The sequence below is a fragment of the Flavobacterium sp. K77 genome, from assembly GCF_021608205.1.
Taxonomy (GTDB): Bacteria; Bacteroidota; Bacteroidia; order Flavobacteriales; family Flavobacteriaceae; genus Flavobacterium; species Flavobacterium turcicum.
Genome location: NZ_JAKIHO010000004.1, coordinates 146024 through 169065, shown reverse-complemented (window position 1 = coordinate 169065; position 23042 = coordinate 146024). Strand labels below are relative to the sequence as shown.

16 protein-coding genes and 1 tRNA gene are annotated in these 23042 nt (G+C 36.5%); 14 read left to right on the top strand and 3 right to left on the bottom strand.

From position 1 onward, the window contains the following. The first annotated feature begins 12 nt into the window (after window positions 1-12). The 3 genes from L1S34_RS09555 to L1S34_RS09545 all read left to right on the top strand — a co-directional run bounded on the left by L1S34_RS09555 (window position 13) and on the right by L1S34_RS09545 (window position 11302). Complete coding sequence (locus L1S34_RS09555) at window positions 13-234, top strand: hypothetical protein (RefSeq protein WP_236363832.1); 222 nt, start codon at window positions 13-15, stop codon at window positions 232-234. Window positions 235-689: 455 nt separating this feature from the next. Next, entirely contained in the window at window positions 690-5339 is a 4650-nt protein-coding gene (locus tag L1S34_RS09550) for a LamG-like jellyroll fold domain-containing protein (protein WP_236363831.1), read from the top strand. A gap of 299 nt (window positions 5340-5638) precedes the next feature. Further along, window positions 5639-11302, top strand: a complete 5664-nt coding sequence (locus tag L1S34_RS09545) for a choice-of-anchor D domain-containing protein (protein ID WP_236363830.1) — start codon at window positions 5639-5641, stop codon at window positions 11300-11302. 87 nt (window positions 11303-11389) lie between these two features. On the opposite strand, the gene L1S34_RS09540 is transcribed toward L1S34_RS09545, so the two are convergent. Continuing rightward, a complete protein-coding gene (locus L1S34_RS09540) occupies window positions 11390-11842 on the bottom strand; it encodes a DUF4442 domain-containing protein (protein ID WP_166136670.1) in 453 nt (150 codons plus the stop codon). Window positions 11843-12128: 286 nt separating this feature from the next. Between L1S34_RS09540 and L1S34_RS09535 the strand changes: the two genes are divergently transcribed. The 5 genes from L1S34_RS09535 (at window position 12129) to L1S34_RS09515 (ending at window position 16560) form a co-directional block, all read left to right on the top strand. Next, window positions 12129-12584, top strand: coding sequence for a DUF4870 domain-containing protein (locus tag L1S34_RS09535; RefSeq protein WP_236363829.1), 456 nt, complete (start codon window positions 12129-12131; stop codon window positions 12582-12584). A gap of 219 nt (window positions 12585-12803) precedes the next feature. After that, window positions 12804-13136: a PadR family transcriptional regulator gene (locus L1S34_RS09530; RefSeq protein ID WP_166136665.1), complete on the top strand. Its 333-nt coding sequence runs from the start codon at window positions 12804-12806 to the stop codon at window positions 13134-13136. Between the two features lie 2 nt (window positions 13137-13138). After that, the gene (locus L1S34_RS09525; protein WP_236363828.1) at window positions 13139-14902 is read left to right on the top strand and encodes a PspC domain-containing protein; all 1764 of its coding nucleotides are present in this window, start codon (window positions 13139-13141) and stop codon (window positions 14900-14902) included. A 2-nt stretch (window positions 14903-14904) separates the two neighbouring features. Beyond that, window positions 14905-15648 (top strand): head GIN domain-containing protein, encoded by a 744-nt coding sequence (locus L1S34_RS09520; RefSeq protein WP_236363827.1) that lies wholly within the window; start codon window positions 14905-14907, stop codon window positions 15646-15648. 81 nt (window positions 15649-15729) lie between these two features. Then, a complete protein-coding gene (locus tag L1S34_RS09515; RefSeq protein WP_236363826.1) occupies window positions 15730-16560 on the top strand; it encodes a GIN domain-containing protein in 831 nt (276 codons plus the stop codon). Window positions 16561-16640: 80 nt separating this feature from the next. On the opposite strand, the gene trxB is transcribed toward L1S34_RS09515, so the two are convergent. Continuing rightward, the gene (gene trxB, locus L1S34_RS09510) at window positions 16641-17588 is read right to left on the bottom strand and encodes a thioredoxin-disulfide reductase (RefSeq protein WP_166136653.1); all 948 of its coding nucleotides are present in this window, start codon (window positions 17586-17588) and stop codon (window positions 16641-16643) included. Between the two features lie 133 nt (window positions 17589-17721). Next, window positions 17722-17796 (bottom strand) — tRNA-Pro (locus tag L1S34_RS09505). Window positions 17797-18199: 403 nt separating this feature from the next. Between L1S34_RS09505 and L1S34_RS09500 the strand changes: the two genes are divergently transcribed. The 6 genes from L1S34_RS09500 to lepB all read left to right on the top strand — a co-directional run bounded on the left by L1S34_RS09500 (window position 18200) and on the right by lepB (window position 22979). Next, window positions 18200-18967, top strand: a complete 768-nt coding sequence (locus L1S34_RS09500; protein WP_166136650.1) for a ParA family protein — start codon at window positions 18200-18202, stop codon at window positions 18965-18967. Between the two features lie 4 nt (window positions 18968-18971). Continuing rightward, entirely contained in the window at window positions 18972-19871 is a 900-nt protein-coding gene (locus tag L1S34_RS09495) for a ParB/RepB/Spo0J family partition protein (RefSeq protein ID WP_166136647.1), read from the top strand. Continuing rightward, window positions 19871-20431, top strand: coding sequence for a DUF5683 domain-containing protein (locus L1S34_RS09490; RefSeq protein ID WP_236363825.1), 561 nt, complete (start codon window positions 19871-19873; stop codon window positions 20429-20431). The genes L1S34_RS09495 and L1S34_RS09490 overlap by 1 nt, the downstream gene beginning before the upstream one ends. A 13-nt stretch (window positions 20432-20444) precedes the next feature. Continuing rightward, window positions 20445-20642: a hypothetical protein gene (locus tag L1S34_RS09485; RefSeq protein WP_236363824.1), complete on the top strand. Its 198-nt coding sequence runs from the start codon at window positions 20445-20447 to the stop codon at window positions 20640-20642. Window positions 20643-20645: 3 nt separating this feature from the next. Then, window positions 20646-21344: a 4-hydroxy-tetrahydrodipicolinate reductase gene (gene dapB / locus L1S34_RS09480; RefSeq protein ID WP_236363823.1), complete on the top strand. Its 699-nt coding sequence runs from the start codon at window positions 20646-20648 to the stop codon at window positions 21342-21344. A 66-nt stretch (window positions 21345-21410) separates the two neighbouring features. After that, a complete protein-coding gene (gene lepB, locus L1S34_RS09475) occupies window positions 21411-22979 on the top strand; it encodes a signal peptidase I (protein ID WP_236363822.1) in 1569 nt (522 codons plus the stop codon). Window positions 22980-23042: the final 63 nt, after the last annotated feature.

Below are 23042 nucleotides of genomic sequence, written 5' to 3'. Positions count from 1 at the left end.
AAAAAAATCAAAATGAAATACAAATTACTAAGAACCTATTGTACTATTTTTTTTCTTCTTACTAGCATGCTTATGTTTGCAGTGCCTGGAGACGAAAATGATACTGGAGATTTAGAAGGGCCTGAACCCGCTGCGGCTCCAATTAATAGCAAATTATTTATATTGATCATAGCTGGGATTGTATATGCCTTTTTTCATTTTAGTAAAAAAGAAAATCAAGCACATTGTAAGTAGAAGCAATGAAATTGTAATATTTACAAAAGACCAAAAGCTAGGATCTAAAGACAAAACATCTAGATTCTAGCTTTTTTTTGTAACTAAATATTACTTTAAATGATCAATCAAATAAATATCAAGTACAATCATGCAATAAAGAGCAATAAGAGCTAACAAGTCAAAAAATAAACAACACTAAGTGATCACAAATATCAACCAAGTGTTACGACTATTAAACAAGGTTTGAATAGTGCTGTAACAAACCCTAAATCATTACAAAAATCAACAGAAAAAACGTACTTAAGCGATGATAATTGCATTTTATCGATGAAAAAATGTTAACGAATCCTAAAAAATTCTATCTTTGGGCGGTTAAATTACTTAAGAAAAAGTCTTTAAAAAAAACCGTTACTTAAAAAGTAACGTAAATAAGAAAAATTAACAGAGATTGAAATACACCTATTTTTGAAACTATGATGAAAACTTTACTTTACTCAAAAAGGACAATATATATTCTAACTTTATTATTAACATCAATTACAAATTATTGTCAAACAGTTATAAACTCAGAAACTTTTGATTCAGGATTTGGTATTTGGGCCTCTGGAAGCTCAAATGTAACTCGTAGTACAACAGCGCCATATCAAGGATCAAACTCTGTACTAATAAGAGGTAATTCCGGAATGACACTTACAAGTTCAGCGCTTGGTCTAAACATTTTGCCCTACAATAAAATAGATGTTAAATTTTTTTTACGAACAGTTTTAAACAGCAATGAATCGATTACTTTACAATATCGAACTGGTGCACTAGCCACATGGCAAGATGTAAAAGTTGTTGTTAAAGGTAGCGGTGCTCCTGGTTCAGCTACAGGCAGGGACATAAACGTGGACAATCAGTATCATGCATTTTATGCAACTTTATTTGACACAGACTTTACGTTTTCTTTAACTTCTCAATTTCGTTTTGTTGGAAATATCGGTAGTAATACAAGAGGAGTTTATTTAGATAATATCTCTATTATCGGGACTACCTATAACACGATTACCAATGGACCAGGAGGAATTACTGCTAATCTTGAAACCTGGTTGCGGGCCGATAAAATAAATGGTACAGGGCCTATTGCTGACAATGCAGTGGTAAATACTTGGGAGGATATTGGAAAAGGGAATGATGCTAATGTAATTGATGCTACAAATGCAAGTATAACCAATCGACCAGTGTATAAAGACAACAGTACAAACAATTTAAACTTTAATCCTGTCGTTTTTTTTAATAACAATACCTCCACAACAGTGTCAGATTTAAGCGGACTAACAAATAGAGCTGAAATGAATGGCACAGGTGGTTTTTACTCGCATGAGCAGTTTATCGTAATAATGAATGACACACCAAGTATAACAAGTAGTTTGGTAACAGCATCTGACATTTATACCTCACAAACGGAAACTGGAACACCATATACAACTGATGTAACAGGATTTGGATTAGGTGATTACTCGAACCGATTTAATGATGAAGTAATCAGTTATTGCTTTGGGGGTAGTCCCAGTCCAACTCCTGCTGACGTAAATTTAAGAGGATACGGTATTACACAAGCAGGAACCTCAATAACCTATAATAACCTAACTACTATTTTAAATGCACGAAATCTAGTGACTGTTCCAACTGTTAATGGTATGGAATTATACAAAGACGGTCTACGCATTGACAATACAGAGGTTGGAGTTCCAAAATTTGAGAATTCTGTAAATAATAGATATTGGCTAGGCAGAAGCCAAGCCTTCAACGGTAGTTTTGGTGGACGTATCGCAGAGGTTATTTCTTATTCAGCCCGAAAAAATGATGCAACCGAAAGAAGAAGAATAGAAAGTTATTTAGCAGTTAAGTATGGAATTACGTTAGGAATAAATGGTACCTCATTAAATTACCAAAATTCAAGTGGAGCAGTTATATGGGATATCGCTGGTAACACAGGTTTTAACTTTGATATTGCAGGAATTGGAAGAGATGATGCGTCGCAATTGAGTCAAAAACAATCAAAAAGTATCAATTCCACTGAAGTATTGACAATAGGATTAACTGATATTGCTACTACCAACTCTGCAAATACTGCAGTCTTTCCTTCGGATAGAAATTATTTAATGTGGGGTTCTAACAATGGTAGCATGGTAGATTCTGGCGTTGATTTACCAATCTCGCTCGGACCAACTACAATAACAACAATTACAGAAGTTGTTAACCGCAAATGGAAAGTTAATGAAGTAAACGGTGATGTACCTACAACTAGGGTTGCTATTCCAACTGCATCATTTGTTAGTGGTTTGCCTGCACTCGGTCCTACAGATGCCTATGTAATGGTAGTATCAACCAATGCTGCATTTACGACCGGTTTAGAGACCGTATTCATGTCAACAACAGGAGGCAATCAAACCTGCTTGTATGATTTTGATGGTACTAAGTACATCACTTTTGGTGTTGCACACAGAGCTACAAACCCGCTACACATTACCTTAGACGGCTTTGATGATTATGTTCGAGTAGATGCTACGAATGATTTACCTGCCACATTTACGGTAATGACTTGGATCCGTCCAAATGGCGCTAATACGTCAGGTACCGAAAGAACTATTTTATCTAAAAAATCTGCAGCTGGAAATGGCTATCAAATAGTTTTACAAAACGATAATAAAGTTCGCTTTGAATATTATAATGGTACTACATTACGAAGTGCTATCACAAATACTATATTTCCGAATGCTGTATGGCACAATATAGCATTTACGTATGCTTCTAATATATTATCAATTTATATTGATGGTGTATTTGAGAGAACGGCCTCGATGATTGGAGTTCCTAGTGTATCAACGGGAACATTTAGTATTGGTGGTCAATACCTAAGTAAAACTTCTATAAATAACTTATTCAAAGGGGATATAGACGAACTTAGAATGTGGGATCGTGTGCTAACAGTTACTGAAATTCAATTCATCATGAATCAAGAAATACAAGAGAGCGGTACCGGTACGATAGGCACAATAATTCCATCAACAATTACTAAAAATGATGTTAGTGCATTGCTTTGGAATAATTTATTTGCATACTACTCAATGAACTCTTACATAGGAACTCACCTTGACGATGATTCTAAAAATGTAAACCGAGGAAGTTTAGTAATTCCTGACAAAATATCCATCAGTGCGCAAACAGCCCCTTTGCCTTATGAATCGGCTTCGAATGGAAATTGGGAAACTTCTGCCACTTGGACCAACAGTGCTATACAGGATAGACCTTACAGCCTATCAATAATTAATGGAACAACTCCTATAGACTGGAATATTGTGCGAACCAACCACAATATTACCTCTGTAGGTAACAAAACAGTACTAGGCTTGTTTGTAAACAGCAATATCTTGACAGCAACTTCTGCTTCTGGCTCACAAACTGATGGAACAAAAATGGAAGTAACCCATTATTTAAGGTTAGATGGGAAAATTGACTTAGTAGGTCGTTCTCAATTGGTTCAAAAAACTGGTAGTGATTTAGATATTTTGAGTAGTGGTTCATTGGAAAGAGACCAACAGGGACAATCAAATTTTTACAACTACAACTATTGGGGATCGCCTGTTGGAACAGTGAATACAACAACTAACAACTCTAATTATACAGTAGCAACAGTACTTCGTGACGGAACCAGTCCAGCTAGTCCTACAGCATTCCAGTGGACTTCAGGATTGTTTGCAAGCACTTCTACTACCCCAAGAACTTTGTCTCGTTACTGGATTAATAAATTTGATAATTTATCCAACAATTATGCAAACTGGAGCAGAATAGGTGAAACAGCACCTTTACGTGCGGGCCAAGGATTTACCTTAAAAGGTACAGGCGCAGCCACAGCCACACAGAACTTAGTATTTGTAGGTAAACCAAATAACGGAACAATTACCAACACTGTAGGGAAAAGTCAACTGTTATTAGTTGGTAATCCATATCCATCAGCCTTAGATGCGGTTAAATTTATCAATGATAATATGGGCGGAAGCAACGATGTAATAACAGGAAGTTTGTATTTCTGGGAACATTACCAAACCAACAATACCCACTTTTTGAAAGATTATCAAGGAGGGTACGGTATTCGTAATTTGACAGGAGGAACACCTCCTAGCTCTACGGGATTATCGACTATTTCTGTATTTGGAAATACAAGTAAAGCTGCTCCAAAGCAATTTATTCCAGTAGGGCAAGGTTTCTTTGTTATTGGTAACGCGAGTGGTGCTAGTACCGCTTTACAATTCAATAATAGTCAAAGAGACTTTGTTAAAGAAGATAATGCACAATCACAAACAATGTATCGTACAACCGCAAGTAAATCACCAGTAAAAGACCATTGGACAGATAATAGCGATACAAAAATAGAGGCTGGTTCTAATAAAAAAATCCATATCGGATTTAATATATTGAGTAACAATTTCCACCGTCAAGTTCTTTTAGGATTTATGGATGAAAAAGCCGATAGCGAAATTAATCCAGGTTATGATGCACCAAACATTGATGGGTCACCGAGCGATATGTATTTATTGAACAAAGATCAAATGTTGAGCATTCAAGGTGAAGGATACTTTAATAAAGAAGCCTCGTACCCGATTGCAGTAAAAATGGCTGAGGAAGGTAAAGTATCATTTGTAATTGATAACCTTGAAAACTTTGATGCTGATCAAAACTACTTTATTTACGATGCTCAAACCGATACCTATAATAGCATCAAAAAAGGACCGTTTGAAGTACTTGTTGCCAAAGGTGAAGACAAAACTCGTTTCGCATTACACTTTACAGATAAAAAAGCAGTAACTGCTATTGAGCAACCAACCACTGACAATAACAGTATTGAAGCGGTATTCACAAGATACAACAACACCTTAAACATTACAAACGGTGTTAAAGATGCCACTATCGAAACAGTACAATTGTATAATATTCAAGGGGCATGTATCAAAACTTGGGACATAAAAGATAAAACACAATTTTATCATAAATTGCCAATCACTGAAAACAGCTCTGAGTTTTACATTGTAAAAATTAAAACTTCAAAAGGCATTATGACACAAAAAATTATTGTTAAGTAACTTTAATTTTTTACACTTAAAAAAAGAGACTTCTCCACCAGAGAGGTCTCTTTTTTTTTACAATTTAATTATCGCATTAAAAATCAAACCATTAAAAATATTAATAAACAAAAAATAAAATTTAAAAATTATTCTTACAAAATAAAAATAAAAGTGCATTTCAACGATTATTTTATACTTTTAAACGTTTTTTTATATAAAAGTAAGTATTTTTATTAGATAAAAAACTTCTCTAAAAAACACCAGAACAAGAGAAAGAAACTAAATACCATAAATTAATAATTAAACAATATTAAATTATGAATAAAACTCTACCTCTATTCACGTTTATAAGTACTATTTGTCTATTTGTAACCTTACAATATACTGCTTTAGCACAAACGTTTTCCTTTACTACAGCAGGACTTCATACTTTTTCTGTTCCATCAGGAGTAACTACTATACAGGCAGAAGCATGGGGCGGCGGAGGTAAAGGCGGCAGTAAAACCTCAGGCAACAGCACTTATGGTGGAGGCGGCGGAGGAGCTTATGCCAGCAAAACCATAGCCGTTTCAAATGGTACTACTTACAACTTATCGGTAGGAGCTGGAAGCAGCAGTGCTACGTCACCGGGCGGAGATTCGTGGGTAATTAATAACAGTACGCTTTTAGCTAAAGGAGGAAATACAGTTCCTAATAATGGAACGACCGGAGCAACTGGAGGCAGCAGTGCAACCAGTATTGGTGACTTAACTCTTTCGGGCGGAAATGGAGCCAATGGTGGAACTAATGGTGGCGGTGGAGGTTCATCAGCAGGAACCTTACTTCAGGGCACAACCGCGCTTTTACAATCTGGAGCAATCGCCCCAAGTGGTGGCGGCAATGGTGGTAACGGTGCTGCAGCCGGAATCGCGACGGCGGGAGTTAATCCGGGTGGCGGAGGCGGCGGAGGAAAAAACAATGATAACGGCGCTTTTGGTGCTTCAGGAAAAGTAGCTTTAACATGGCTTTGTCCTACCTATTTACTACTTTCTACCACAGCAGGGGCTCCAATTTGCGCAGGAGCAAGCAGCACAATTAACGTACTCGGTCTCGCATTAAACTTACCTTCGGGTAACTACACAGTAACTTATAACTTATCAGGAGCCAACACGGCTACAGGACTTACGGCCACTATGGCAGTTAACCTACTAGGCAGCGGAAGTTTTTCTACTACGGCACTAAACAATGCGGGAGCTACTACTTTAACCATTACAAACCTTTCAAGTGGGGTGTCACCAACTATTTGCAGTGCAACTCTTTCATTAAACAACGTTGCAAACATTACTGTGAATGCAGTACCGACCATTTCTGGCACAACTGCCGGCAGCACAATAGGACCTGGCTTAGTAACGCTTTCAGCAATTGCATCAGCAGGCACTATCTCGTGGTTTAGCGCTCCTAGTGGCGGCTTAGCCCTAGGTGCAGGCCCAACTTTTATTACACCACTTATCAACACAACAACCACCTATTATGTTGAAACAAGCACTTTATCTTGTACTTCACCCACCCGAGTGGCTGTGACTGCAACAGTTGCTGAACCCGAAATTTCAATAACAGGTAATTCCTTAGCAATTAGTGATGGTGACCTAACCCCAACAACAGCCGATTGGACCAGCTTTGGATCTATGGAAATCAGCACAGGAATTATCACAAAAACGTTTACAATTTTAAATACCGGAAACGCACCACTACTTATTGGAGCCATCAGTTTTAGCGGACCCAATGCTGCTGATTTTAGTGTAAATACGTCTCCTAGTTTAATAATTGCTATTGGTGCATCAAGCACATTCTCTATAAGTTTTAATCCGAGTACTGTAGGACTTAAAAATGCGACACTTTCTATAGCTAACAATGATAGCAACGAAAACCCATTCGATTTCGCAATACAAGGAACAGGAATTCAAAGTTTTTTTGATAGTGATGGTGATGGTGTTTTTGACAATTTTGATATTGATGATGATAACGATGGCATTACCGACATTACCGAAGAAAATAATTGCAACAGTTCAAACGGTAGCAAGGTTGACTATAAATTTTTGAACGAAACATTTGGAACTGGGGGGCGCACCTCTAACTTTACAGCTACTTACAATGCAACCACTACTTATTGCTATGAGGATGGAATTGTAGGAACCAACACAACCGATTGTCCGTTTCAAACTTCAAAGATTTTAGATGATGGTGAATATACCGTTGTGTCAAAAATAACAGGAACAACCGCTAGCGATCCTGAAAATATCCATGGAGATTTAGCTTGGTACAATGGTGAAGATCATACACCAGGAGATACAAACGGAAGAATGGCTGTATTTAATGCAAGTTTTACTCCAGGCACTTTTTATGAAACTACTATAACTGGAGTATTGTCTAATTTACCTATAACCTACAGTTTTTGGGCGCTCAATATCATGGCAGCTAATACCTATCCCGGTTCAATTTTACCCAATATTACGGTTGAATTTTATGACCTATCTAACAATTTATTGAATACGTTTAATACTGGAGATATTGGTCGTTGTTCCAGCAATGTACTTGACAATTCTTGTACACAAGGTCAATGGATGCAGTTTTCTACTAGTGTCAATCTCGGCAATGTCAATGCTTTTACCATTCGGTTCAAAAACAATGCGCCGGGCGGCGGAGGGAATGATTTGGCTTTGGATGACATCTTGATATCGCAAACATTATGCGATCGAGATGGCGATAGCGTTGCTGATCTGTTTGATTTGGATTCCGATAATGACGGAATAGAAGATGTAATTGAAATTGGATTGGGTAGCTTGAGTAATGGAAAAGGTAAAATTGATGCCGCTTGGGTAGATATCAATGCAAATGGTTTACATGACTTGGCCGAGGCGATAGCAGCCTTACCAACCTTAGACACTGATGGCGATGGCGTTCCTAATTATTTGGATCTGGATAGCGACAACGACAGTATATTTGATGTAGATGAATCAGGTGCTAGTAATATCAATGCACTTTTAGGTTTCGAAAATGGCGATGGAGATATTAACGGAGATGGTGTGGGTGACGGTCTAGAGACAGAATCTTTTAGAAACAAAGACATGAACGGCGATGGAAATACCGAAGGATTTGGGGACGGAATTTTGGATATTTATGACTATGGAACCGGAGCTAACCAATACGGAAATTTGGGTCAAGGCAGTTTATTATCTCCATTTTTAGACTTTTTATTAGATACAAATGGAAATGGAATTCCTAATTATTTAGACGTAAAGTCAAATGGAATTACTTTCGATTTGTCACACACAGCAACTTTATATCCAAATAAAATATTAGATGCTAATAATGACGGAATTATTGATGGCGGAGCAGATATTGACAAAGATGGTATTCTAGATGCATTTGATACTAATACTACTGTTTTTGGTTCTCCAAGAGACATCAATACCAAACTATTTTTAAACTTTGACGGCCGAAATGATTTTATTCAAAGTAGCTCGCTTCTTGGCGGATTGGGTGGTGCAACACTCATGTGTTGGATTGACATCAACCCCTCGTTTTCAGCTGAAGGAATACTATTGGGTCAAGATAACTTCCATCTCAAAATTGATGCGAGTCGTAAACTTGTAGTAACCCTAAACGGTCAAAGCATACAAACTAGCGTAAGTTTAAATACTGCACAATGGTACCATGTAGGAGCTGTTTTTAATGGTAACTCGTTAAAGCTGTTTCTAAACGGAAATGTAGTTGGTGTACTGTCCATCAGTGGTAGTATTGCTCCTGATTTATCCATCTTCACTGTCGGTAAAAATCCTTTATTAAACTCGCAGTTCTTCAGAGGTAAAATAGATGAAATACGCGTTTTTGGTAAGGCACTTACGGATACGCAACTGCAAAGAATGGTTTATCAAGAAATACAGTCTGTTGGATCACAAATTCAGGGAACTGTAATTCCAAAAAATATTGCCAGCGGATCTGATTTGCTTTCCATCACTGACATGCTTCATTATTTCAGAATGGACACCTACAAAGATGATGTTCTTGATGATCTTACTACAGTTGGTATTGATTTGATAGGTGCTAAATTATTCAATTTTAAAAACATGAATGTGCAAGAAGCTCCAATGCCTTTTATCACAGAACGTGATGGCGATTTTTCGCTTGCGGCCAACAGTCCAACCAAAGAAGTTCGTGGTCAAGATATTATGGACCAAGACTGGTCTATTGTACATGTTAGACACAACATAACAGAATCAGCCAATACAATCGACCTTGGAATGTTTGTTGACGCGGGAAAAACAGTAACAGTTACCAATGATTCTAAATTACAAAACGATTGGTACTTGGCCCTAAACGGCAAAATTGATTTGGTAGGCATGTCGCAATTAGTACAAACAGCCGAAAGCGACCTTGCTCCTACTAGTACCGGATTTATTGAGCGTGACCAACAAGGTCAAACTAACTTGTTCAATTATAATTATTGGAGTTCGCCTGTAAGCCCAATAAATGCCACGACTAATAATACAGATTACAGTGTAAAAAGTGTTTTTAAAGATGGAACTAACCCCGCAAACCCTGTTGACATTAACTGGATAGACGGATTAAATAGTTCGGCTACTGCTCCACTTAGTGTAACCCGCTATTGGCTTTACAAATTTGAAAATAATGCCAGCGCCTATGCTAATTGGATTAAAATTACTGAAAACAGTCCGCTACGCGTGGGACAAGGTTTTACCCTAAAAGGATCTGGCGCAGGTACCGCTTTACAAAATTATACTTTTGTAGGCAAACCCAATAACGGAACTATCACAACCAATACCGTAAGTGCCAATCAACTTTTACTTACGGGAAACCCTTACCCATCTGCATTAAATGCCGTTCAATTCATTACAGATAATTTAGCTACAATTGACAATTTTGAAAACACCGGAATCAATGGTACTTTATACTTTTGGGAACACGCCTCGAATAATAACACCCATTATTTAAAGGACTATCAAGGTGGCTATGCCGTTTTTAATTTATCAGGTGGTTTAGCTCCAGTAGTACCAGAGTTAATTGCAGGCGTAGGCTTAAGTAACAAAGTACCGAAACAATTTATTCCGGTGGGTCAAGGATTTTTTGTTTATGGCAAAAGTGGCGGTGGCGGAAGTGTCAATTTTAATAATGGGCAGCGTGCTTTTCAAAAAGAAACTGCTGCAGTATCGACTACATTGTTTAAGACTAAAAACGACTCAAAAAACGCTGTCGCAAAACCTAATAATGACAATGATAGCGTACTCGCAGACACTTTTAAAAGAGTGCGCTTGGGTATCAATTCAGCAAGTGGATACCACAGGCAATTACTATTAGCTTTTATGGAAGACAAAGCAACAGACGGATTTGATTTTGGTTATGATGGTATGACAATGGATAACTTACCTGCGGATATGTATTTTTTACATGGAACAAATCCTTTAGTAATTCAAGGAGTAGGACGTTTTGATACCACTGCAAGTTATCCTTTGGGTATAAAAACAGATCGCGAAGGCCCAGTGACTTTTCTACTTGATGGAACTGAAAATTTTGATAATCAGCAAATGATGTTTATTCATGACATGAGTAACAATACCTATCATAACATTCAAAATGGAAGTTTTACGGTTAATTTGCCTTTAGGGAAAATCGAAAACCGTTTTTCGTTGACATTCGCCGATAAAACTTTAGGGACCAACGACCAAGAAATTGAAAACAACCAAATTACAGTAACTCATTCTCGAAGCAAAAGTCAGCTTGAAATTACGAATACCACAATAGATAATAGTGTAGAAACTGTAAAAATGTATTCCATCTTGGGTCAAATAATAGCAGAATGGGATGCTAAAGACAACGGAGTACAGCAGGGAATTTTACCAATAAAATCAGTGACTTCAGGCGTTTATATTGTTTCAGTAAAAACAACTAAAGGACAAATAAACAAAAAAATTATTATCCCGTAAAAGGAAAAAATAAACACCAATTTTAACCACTATGCTTATTATTAAATCTATCTTTTGAGGATTTAGTAATAAGCATTGTGGTTTATTTTATTTTACGCGCACGCTCCATTCAAAATCCATTTCGGATACTTGAACCCCTTTTTCGTCAATGCCAATTGATTTCATCCAGAAGGTTTGCCCCTCGCCTGTTGCAATTGTTTCTGAAATAGCTTTGGCAATTAAATGACCATCTTGGCAAGTAAAAGTAATGCGACCGGTTGCTTTCTTGGTAAAATTTCCCTTATTATTAGCTACCAACATGGAGATTTTGCGACCGCTTTTTTGAATTTGAAACATGACTAAAGCACCCGTAGCAAGCTCAGCAGCCATGGCTTGTACAGCAAAATACATCGAATTAAATGGATTTTGATTGATCCAACGGTGTTTTACTGATACCACACAAGCAGATTCGTTTATACTTTGTACTCGCACTCCGCATATAAAAGCAGAAGGCAATTTAAACATCAAAAATTTATTCAGTTTTGAGGCAGTTAGAGTCATATTAACTAATTTTTAAAAATTTGTATCGAAAATATTGCAGCCATTTTACTTTACTTAAAAAGTGAACTCTTATTAGCTGCAAGATGCGTATTACTTGGTTTGTTGGCTAATATACAACAATTTACTATGCGTGCCTACTATTTTAATTTGTTAATTTTATGTTAATTTTAGGTACTATGCGAAACAAGATACTGTCTTTTGAACATATATTTGCATAAGAAATTACTAGGTAACCTAATTTAAAAACGAAAGCCGAGTTTCAATCATCATCAAAAAAAATCAAAACATGGAAACATCATCAGAAAAAAACATTGCCACATTTACTCACTTGAGTAGTTTAACTCAGTACTTTATTCCGTTTGGGAATTATATTTTCCCGATCGTTTTGTGGAGTACAAAAAAAGAGGAATCGACTTTTGTAGATCACCACGGGAAACAAGTACTTAATTTTCAATTGAGTTTGTTATTGTACTCGTTGCTATTGCTTGTAATTGCGGTACCTGCTTTTATCATTTCGGTGTTTCAAGATATGCCTTTGAGCACTTTGGTGCGCGAACATCATTATACTATTGAGAATTTCAATTTTGAAAATCACATTGTAGCCTTAACAACAGGATTTGTTTGTATTGCTTTGCTAGCAGTTTTAAAAGTTTCGGAGTTTTTCTTAATTATATACGCTTCTATCAAAGCATCTAGCGGAGAAAAATACAAATACCCAATTACTATTCCGTTTATAAAATAAGTTTTAGAACGGGATTTTAGAAAGTAAGGATTTGGCCCCTAGCCCCGATTGCAATGAAAATCCTTTTTTAAAGTAGAAAGCGCGAAGCAGCGAGCTACTTAAAAAAGATTGTAATGAAAAGCGGGAAAAAGCTCCTGATAAAAAACATCAAAAATAAATCATCAATCATCAATCAAAAAATGAATCGTTTAATCAACAAAAAATCAAAAAAAAGTACTTATGAACATTGAAAACACAAAAGCACAGATGCGTAAAGGTGTTCTCGAGTTTTGCATCCTATCTGTTTTAAAAGAGCAAGATGCCTACACATCGGAAATATTAGACACTTTGAAAAACGCAAAATTACTGGTGGTAGAAGGAACCATTTATCCGCTATTGACCCGCTTGAAAAACGATGGTTTACTGAACTATCGCTGGGAGGAATCAACCTCAGGACCACCTCGAAAATATTACGGTTTAACCGAAATAGGACACACATTTTTAAAAGAACTAAGTGGCACTTGGACTGAACTTTCAGATGCCGTAACCTTAATAACCAACCAAAAACAATAGTCATGAACAAAACAGTAAATATTAACTTAGGCGGAATGTTTTTTCATATTGATGAAGATGCATACCAAAAATTAACTCGATATTTTGATGCAATTAAACGCTCTTTATCAAATTCGTCAGGACATGATGAAATTATTAAAGACATTGAAATGCGTATTTCTGAGTTGTTGAATGAAAAACAAGTGAGTGACAAACACGTGGTTGGTTTAAAAGATGTAGATGCCGTAATTGCTGTAATGGGTCAACCGGAAGACTATGTTATTGAGGACGATACAAATACTGGAACTACGTATAACACCGGAGACTACCGTAAAAGCAAAAAATTGTACCGTGATAGAGACAAAGGTATGATTGGTGGTGTGGCTGCTGGACTTGGTCACTATTTTGGAATTGATGCAGTTTGGATTAGAATTGTACTCATCCTTTTGGTTTTTGCTGGTTTTGGAACTGGAATTTTGGCTTATCTTATTCTTTGGATTGTGACACCAGAAGCTGTTACCACCTCTGAAAAACTTGAAATGACTGGTGAACCAGTTAATATTTCGAACATCGAAAAAAAAGTAAGAGAAGAATTTGAGAACGTTTCTGGTAAATTTAAAAATGTAGATTACGACAAATATGGCAATCAAATTAAAAATGGTGCTGGAAAACTAGGAAACTCTTTTAGCGAATTTGTAATGACTATTTTTAAAATATTTGCTAAGTTTTTAGGTATCATTTTAATCATGACTGGTGTTTCAACCTTGATCTTTTTATTAATTGGGATTTTCACAATAGGTTCAGGAGCTTTTATTGATTTTCCTTGGCAAGACTTTATAGAGGCGGGCAATTATACAGATTATCCTGTTTGGTCTTTCGGATTATTAATGTTTTTTGCAGTAGGAATTCCGTTCTTTTTCTTATCATTACTAGGTTTCAAATTGTTGGCTCCAAACATGAAATCGATTGGATCTATCGCCAAATACACCTTACTAGCCTTGTGGATTATTGCTGTTTCATTGGCCATTTCGATTGGTATTAAACAAGCAAGTGCGTTTGCAGTTGACGGACGTGTGGTTAAAAAAGAAAATTTAGCTTTACAACCAAACGATACGCTTTTCATTCAATTCAAACACAATGATTACTTTGCTAAAAATATAGACGATCGCAATGATTTTATTGTAACACAGGATTCTACAGGTACAGACATCATTTACTCAACAGAAGTGAGTATTCGAATTGAAAAAACAAACGAGAAGGTGGCTTACATACAAATTGAAAAAGAAGCCAGAGGTAAATCGTTATCAGAAGCAAAAAACAGAGCTGAGGCAATTAAATACAACTATACTATTAATGGTAATCGCTTGGTGTTTAACAATTACTTATTAACAGAATTAAAAAATAAGTACCGCGACCAAGAAGTAGAAATCACATTATTTGTACCTCAAGGCACGATGATCAAGCCAGATGCAAGCATGCAAAACTACGATCGCTCTGATGATGAATTTTTTAACCTGCACTACAGTTCAGATAATTATGTATACAAAATTGGAGAAAACCAAGCCAAATGTTTGAATTGCCCAGCTGATGAGAACGAATATAACGATGTGGATACCGAAAACATATCAATCGATGTATCAAATAATGAAACTGAAAACGATAGCATTACTACTACGACTGTTCGCGTAAATGGAGAAATTATAAATGTTACCGAAAAAGGGAATCAAAAATCAACTGGAAAAGGATTGACAATAAGTAAAGATGGTATAATCGAAAAAAGAAACTAATCATGTTAAAACTAATCACCATAATAACCAAATTTATTGCAGTAGTATTAACAGCATTGTTACTAGGCTCCTGCAATCACAGCATCAACTTCAACTCGATTGAAGGCAGCGGAAATATTACTACACAAAAACGTAACATCAGCAGTAGTTTTACTAGTATTGAGGTAAACAATTCAATTGAAGTTGTATTAGAGCAAGCTGATAAAATAGAAGTTGTGGTTGAAACCGATGACAATTTACAAGAACACTTGACTACAACTGTTGAGAATGGAACTTTAGTAATCACACTAGATAAAATTTCTGTAAGCGACGCTAGCAAGTTAAAAGTAACAGTTAAAATGCCAACTATCGATGAATTAGAAGCTACAAGTACAGCATCAATAGAAAGTGCTAATTTACTTATAGGCGAAAATGTACGCTTAAACACTTCGAGTGCCGGCAGTATCAATATCGAAATTGAATCGGATATGTTATCTTGTGATAGTAGCAGCGGAAGTAACATTACTGTGCAAGGAAAAGCATTGCAAATAAAAACTAGCGCCTCAAGTGGTAGCGAAATTAAAGCCAATGAATTACTCGCCAACGAGGTAATAGCAGATGTGTCAAGCGGTGCAAGTACCAGTGTTTACCCAATTGTATCCTTATCAGCAGAAGCTTCAAGCGGTGGTTCGATAACGTATCACAAAACTCCAAAGCGTATTCAAAAAAACACAAGCTCCGGCGGAAGCATTAGCCGTCAGGAGTAACAAATCACAAAAAGAAATTAAATCATCCATCACAAGTGGATGATTTTTTTATATTTGTTACATACCTAATTCGTTTATACTATGAAAAAATATGCCGCCCTGCTTTTACTACTTTGCTTTACAATCGCAACCGCTCAAAAAAAAGAAAAAATAAAAGGCAGTAAAATAGTCACTGTTGAAAACAGAACTATTGCTGATTTTGAACGTTTAGAAATTGAGGACAACCTAGAAATCAACCTAGAACGTGGCGAAAAAGCAGATTTGAAAATTGAAGCTGATGAGAATTTACAAGATGGAATTAAAGTAGAAGAACGCGACGGAACCTTACGAATTTACACCACCAAAAATGCCACCTCGTATAAAAAACTTTTGGTGCGCCTCAGCTATACGGGAGCCTTAAGACAAATTACGGCTAAAGGTGAAGCAAAAGTTACTGCAATACAAGAATTGTTGTTGCCTTCAATAAAATTGGATGCTACAGATAATGTTGCCCTCTTCATGAACATTAACGCAAGTAATTTTGAATACAAAGCCAATGACAAGGTTAAGGCTGAACTAAATATTAAATCTGAAAATTGTCGTTTGGAATTAAGTAAAAATGCAACTGTCAAAGCATTAATAAATGCAACTGATTTACAAATTGATCAGTACCAAAAATCAGAAGCAAAAATTGAAGGAGACGCAACTACAGCAACTATTCGCCTTGACAACAACGCTACATTGACAGCCAACAAACTTACTTTAAAAAATGTAACTTTGGTAGCTGAGGGTTACACAACAAGTGCCGTAAATGCTAGCAGCACAATAACAATTTCAGCCTCAACAAAAGCTGAAGTACAACTTATTGGCAATCCAAAAATTGAATTAAAACAATTTAGTGATGAAGCCAAATTGATTAAAAAACTAAAATAAATTCAGTGCTAAAACGCAGTTTTACAAAAAAGTCCCATTTGCTTCAGCAAATGGGACTTTTTTATTTAAAATTAACTCTTTTACTCTTGTGCAGCCAAATATCTCTCTGCATCTAGCGCAGCCATACATCCTGTTCCAGCAGCAGTAATTGCTTGACGGTAAACGTGATCAGCGGCATCACCTGCTACAAAAACACCTTCCACATTAGTTTTAGAACTTCCTGGAGTGTTAACAATGTAACCCGTTTCGTCTAAAGTGATATATTCCTTAAAGATATCTGTATTTGGCTTGTGACCAATGGCTACAAAAAATCCAGTTGCAGGAATATCGTATGTTTCGTTAGTAGATTTATTCAAAACCTTGATAGCCTCTACCACTTGACCGTCACCTAATACTTCAACAGTATCATGGTTTAGTAAAATTTCAATATTTTCCGTTTTACGAACGCGAGCTTCCATAATTTTAGAGGCTCTAAATTTTTCGCTACGAACTAGCATAGTTACTTTTTTACAAAGTTTAGATAAATAATGCGCTTCTTCACAAGCAGAATCTCCTGCACCAACAATTACAACCTCTTGATTTCTATAGAAAAAACCATCACAAACAGCACATGCCGAAACGCCACCGCCCATTTGTAAATAATGCTGCTCTGAAGGCAAACCTAAATATTTAGCAGATGCTCCTGTTGAAATGATTACAGTTTCACAGTGTAGCTCTTTGGTTTCATTTATCCAAACTTTATGAATTGGTCCTGAAAAGTCTACTTTGGTTGCCCAACCGTCACGCACATCAGTACCAAAACGTTGTGCTTGCGCTTGAAGGCCCACCATCATTTCTGGTCCTGTAATTCCTTCTGGATTTCCTGGCCAGTTTTCTACTTCATTTGTAGTGGTCAATTGTCCACCAGGCTGCATTCCTTGATATACCACTGGATTCATATTAGCTCTAGCAGCATAAATAGCTGCTGTGTAACCTGCTGGTCCTGATCCTATGATAAGACATTTTATTTTTTCGATTGAATCTGACATAATACTTGCGATTTAATTTTGTAACAGCACAAAAGTAAGTTTTTATTATTGTAAAAAACAGAGGCTGGAATCAGTTTTTATTATCTGATTATAGAGGAATAAAAAAAAGCCGAACAAGATTGTTCGGCTTTTGTCGGGGTGGCAGGATTCGAACCTGCGGCCTCCTGCTCCCAAAGCAGGCGCGATAACCGAGCTACGCTACACCCCGAAAGCGGGTGCAAATATACAACTCTTTTTGGCTTGCGCAAGTATTTTGTTTAATATCGACTAGAAATATTTTTTAAGTAATAAATCAGCTGGGCCTGATTACTTTTGAATCGGGCAGGCCTTCCCTAGCCCAGATGGCAACGAAAAGCGTTGCGCAGGTTGTATGCTACTTTTTTAGACCTAAAAGAGCGACCAAAGGAAGCTCCTTTTGGGACTTAAAAAAGTAAATACGACTGCGAAACCTTGAAGTGCACAGCTGGAATAGCTTTAAAATAAAAAAAGTAAAGACAAAAAAGAACAGTTGATGTAATACTTTTAAATCGTGGTTAATCGATTGTTAACAAAATAGATTTTCATGAACCATAAAAAATTGTATTTTTACGGTTCAAAATTCAGAAAAATAAATGGGCAAAATCATCGCGATTGCTAATCAAAAAGGAGGCGTTGGAAAGACTACTACATCGGTCAATCTTGCTGCTTCATTAGGCGTTTTAGAAAAAAAAGTATTACTAATAGATGCTGATCCGCAGGCCAATGCTTCGTCAGGATTGGGTATTGATGTAGAATCAGTTGAAATAGGTACGTATCAAATATTGGAGCACAGTCACACTCCAAAAGAAGCTGTTGTTACCTGTTCAGCTCCCAATGTGGATGTTATTCCTGCGCATATTGACCTTGTTGCTATAGAAATTGAGTTGGTTGACAAGGAAAATCGTGAATACATGCTTAAAAAAGCGCTAGAAAGTGTTCGCGAAGAGTACGATTATATTATCATAGACTGCGCACCATCGTTAGGTTTATTAACTTTGAATGCTTTGACAGCGGCAGATTCAGTAGTTATTCCTATTCAATGTGAATACTTTGCGTTAGAAGGTCTGGGAAAATTATTGAATACTATTAAAAGTATCCAAAAAATTCACAATCCAAACTTAGACATTGAAGGATTATTGCTGACTATGTTTGACTCGCGCTTGCGTTTGTCTAACCAAGTTGTTGAAGAAGTTCAAAAACACTTTAACGATATGGTTTTTGAAACCATCATTCAACGCAATGTAAAACTAAGCGAAGCACCAAGTTTTGGTGAAAGCATTATTAACTATGATGCTACAAGTAAAGGAGCTGTAAATTACTTGCACCTTGCACAAGAGATAATAAAGAAAAACAGTAAATAATTTTATGGCACAAGCAATTAAAAAACAAGCCTTAGGAAGAGGATTATCAGCATTGTTAAAAGATCCTGAAAACGATATCAAATCCGTTGATGATAAAAATGCCGATAAGGTTGTAGGTAATATTATTGAGCTTGAAATTGCAGCAATTGAAATTAACCCGTTCCAGCCAAGAAGTAATTTTAATGAGGAATCATTACGTGAATTGGCCACTTCGATCAAAGAACTCGGGGTTATTCAACCTATTACTGTACGTAAATTAGATTTCAATAAATTTCAATTAATATCAGGGGAACGTCGTTTGCGTGCCTCTACCCTTGTAGGCTTAACTACTGTACCTGCTTACATCCGAATTGCTAACGATAACGAGTCGCTGGTAATGGCCTTGGTAGAAAACATTCAGCGCCATGACCTTGATCCTATCGAAATTGCACTTTCATACCAACGTTTGATGGATGAAATTCAGTTGACGCAGGAGCAAATGAGCGAGCGTGTGGGTAAAAAAAGATCTACGATTGCCAATTATTTACGTCTGTTAAAATTAGATCCAATCATTCAAACCGGAATACGTGATGGTTTTATAAGCATGGGTCACGGTCGTGCTATCATTAATATTGAGAACCAAGATGCTCAAGCTGATATTTACCAAAAAATCGTAAGTCAAAATTTATCGGTACGCGAAACAGAAACTTTGGTAAAAAACTACCAAGAAAGTTTGAAACCAAAAGCAGCCGGTAAACCAAAAGCAGCCTCATTTGAGATTGCCGAAGATCATAAAAATGATTTTGCCTCCTATTTTGGAACCAAAGTAGATGTTAAAGTGGCTGGTAACGGAAAAGGAAAAATTACTATTCCTTTTCACTCTGAGGAAGATTTTAATAGAATTATTAAACTAATTAAAACCTAGTGTTTAAATCGTCAATCCTTGTATTGCTTCTGTGCTTGCTAACCAGCGTTTCTGTTTTTGCCCAAGATGAAAACGCTACCATTTTAGTTGCAAAAGATTCTGTACAATCTAACAATATCGACCCATTAACCCCTGCCAAAGCAGCCTTTTATTCGGCTGTTTTGCCTGGTTTAGGGCAAGCCTACAACAAAAAATATTGGAAAATTCCGCTAGTCTATGGGGCTATTGGAACTAGTGTTTACTTTTATGTTGACAGCAACAAAAGGTACCGTCAGTATCGCAATGCGTACAAAGCGCGATTGGAAGGCGTAGTAACCGAAGATTTAGCATTTTTAGACAACAACCGTTTGATTGCTGGTCAAAAATTTTACCAACGTAACCGCGATTTATCTGCTTTATTTATTGCAGCTTTTTATGCTCTCAACATCATAGATGCCAATGTTGATGCGGCTTTATTACAGTTTAATGTTGATGAAAACTTATCGCTAAAACCAGTTCTTTATCCAAATGATGTAACAATGCGTACTAATGTTGGACTAACATTAAATTATCGCTTTTAAAAATTACATCGCTATGGCATTACTAGCAAACACAACTCGAAACCAATATCTGCTACTAATAACCGCTTTACTGGTAATAACAGTAGTAAATTATTCTGAAATCAGTCTTTTTGCACCGATTAAAATGAATGATTTTTTCTCAGGGTTTTTCTTGGGAGCGTTGATAAGCTTGGCTCCAATTGGTCTCTATTATAAAAAATTTAAAAAATAAAAAATGAAAATTGCGCTTTTAGGATACGGAAAAATGGGTCAAGTTATAGAGCGAATTGCTCTTGAAAGGGGCCATGAAATCGTTTTAAAAAAAGATCAAAATAATAGCTTTGATGGACTAGAACAAGCTGATGTAGCAATTGATTTTAGTGTACCAAGCGCTGCAGCCAACAACATCAGTAGTTGTTTTCATGCTAATGTACCTGTTATATCAGGCACGACAGGTTGGCTAGACCAATACGAAGCTGTTGCTGCACTTTGCACAGAGAAAAAAGGTGCTTTTATATCGAGCTCTAATTTCAGTTTAGGAGTAAATATCTTTTTTGAGTTGAATGAATACCTAGCTAAAATGATGGCTAAATTTAATAGTTATGGCGTAAGCATGGAAGAAATTCACCATACTCAAAAATTAGATGCCCCAAGTGGTACTGCCATTTCATTAGCCAAAGGCATCATTGAAAACAGCAATTACAACAATTGGACATTGGAAAATGCTTCTGCAAATGAAATCCACATTGAAGCCAAACGTAGAGGAACAGTTCCTGGGACGCATACTGTGACGTACGACTCTACTGTTGATGCTATCGAAATAAAACACACGGCACACAATCGTGAAGGTTTTGCGTTAGGCGCAGTTATTGCCGCGGAATGGATTGTAGGTAAAACAGGAATATTTACGATGCGCGACGTTCTAGAATTATAATCAAACAAATAACTTTAAGTAGAGTAGTATCATAAAATGCGGCTCTATTACTAAAATAAATATATCATGACAGCATATCAATGGTTCGTTTTTTTCTTGATAGTACAGTTGATCCACTTTTTAGGAACTTGGAAATTGTATGTTGCCGCTGGGCGCAAAAGCTGGGAAGCAGCTATTCCTGTTTACAATGCCATTGTTTTAATGAAAATAATTGGCCGACCAACTTGGTGGACCGTATTGCTTTTTATACCAATTATCAATTTAATTTTGTTTCCAGTAATTTGGGTTGAAACCTTGCGAAGTTTTGGAAAAAGAAGTTCTTTAGATACCTTTTTAGGAATCGTAACTTTAGGATTGTACATCTACTACATCAATTACAATCAAAAATTGACGTACATAGCGGATAGAAATTTGACACCACAAACCAAAGCTGCTGATACAATTAGTTCATTATTGTTTGCCATTGTGGTGGCAACAATCGTTCATACGTATTTTATTCAACCTTACACAATCCCGACATCATCACTTGAAAAATCATTGTTAGTTGGTGACTTTTTGTTTGTAAGTAAGGTGAATTATGGCGCAAGAGTACCTATGACCACCGTTGCATTACCAATGGTACATGATTCTATCCCATTAACGCACAAAAAATCATACTTAAAATGGCCTCAATTGCCTTACATGCGCATGCCTGGCACTCAAAAAATAGATCGTACCGACATCGTGGTTTTCAACTGGCCTGTAGATACGGTTTATAAATTTTTTGACACGTCAAAAAGAAGAGCCGACAAACCAATTGACAAAAAATCGAATTATGTAAAAAGATGCGTTGGTATCCCTGGTGATTCATTATCGATTAAAGACGGTTACGTTTATATTGATGGCAAATTATTAACGTTGCCTGAACGCGCAAAACCGCAATTCTCATACAAAGTTGCACTTGATGGTAAAACGCCTATTGATTTAGAATATCTTTTTAAAGAACTTGATATTACTGATCGCGCTTTTTATACCAATGAAACAACGAAAGATACCATCTTCATGAGCGCTTTAACCGAAGCATCTGCAGAGGTTTTAAAAAATACTCCAGGAGTAACAGCAGTAGTTAGACAAATTGCTAAAGATGTTGATCAGGCTAACTTTGGTAAAGGTGTTTTCCCTCATTTACAAAAGTGGAATAGTGATAACTACGGACCAATTTACATTCCTGAAGCTGGGAAAACGGTAGCTTTGAACAGCGCTACGTTGCCTTTCTACAAAACTATTATTAGCGATTATGATCAAAATGATTTAAAAGTTACGGGAAATGAAATCCGCATCAACGGAAAAGTAGCTACTACTTACACTTTTAAACAAAATTACTATTGGATGATGGGTGACAACCGCCACAACTCTGAAGATAGCCGTTATTGGGGCTTTGTACCTGAAAATCATATTGTAGGAAAACCAATTTTCATTTGGTTGAGCATTGATCCAAATGGAAAAGGATTGAATAAAATTCGTTGGGAACGCGTGTTTACCACCGTAAGTGGCGAAGGACAACCACAATCGTATCTACAATTATTTTTGATTGGATTAGTCGTATTTTTCGTAGGAGATTATTTCTGGAAAAAGAGAAAAGCTTCAAAAGTTTAAAACTCAAATACTCAAATAAAATTCATAAAGGAAAGCAGTCGATTTCCTTTATGAATTTTTGTT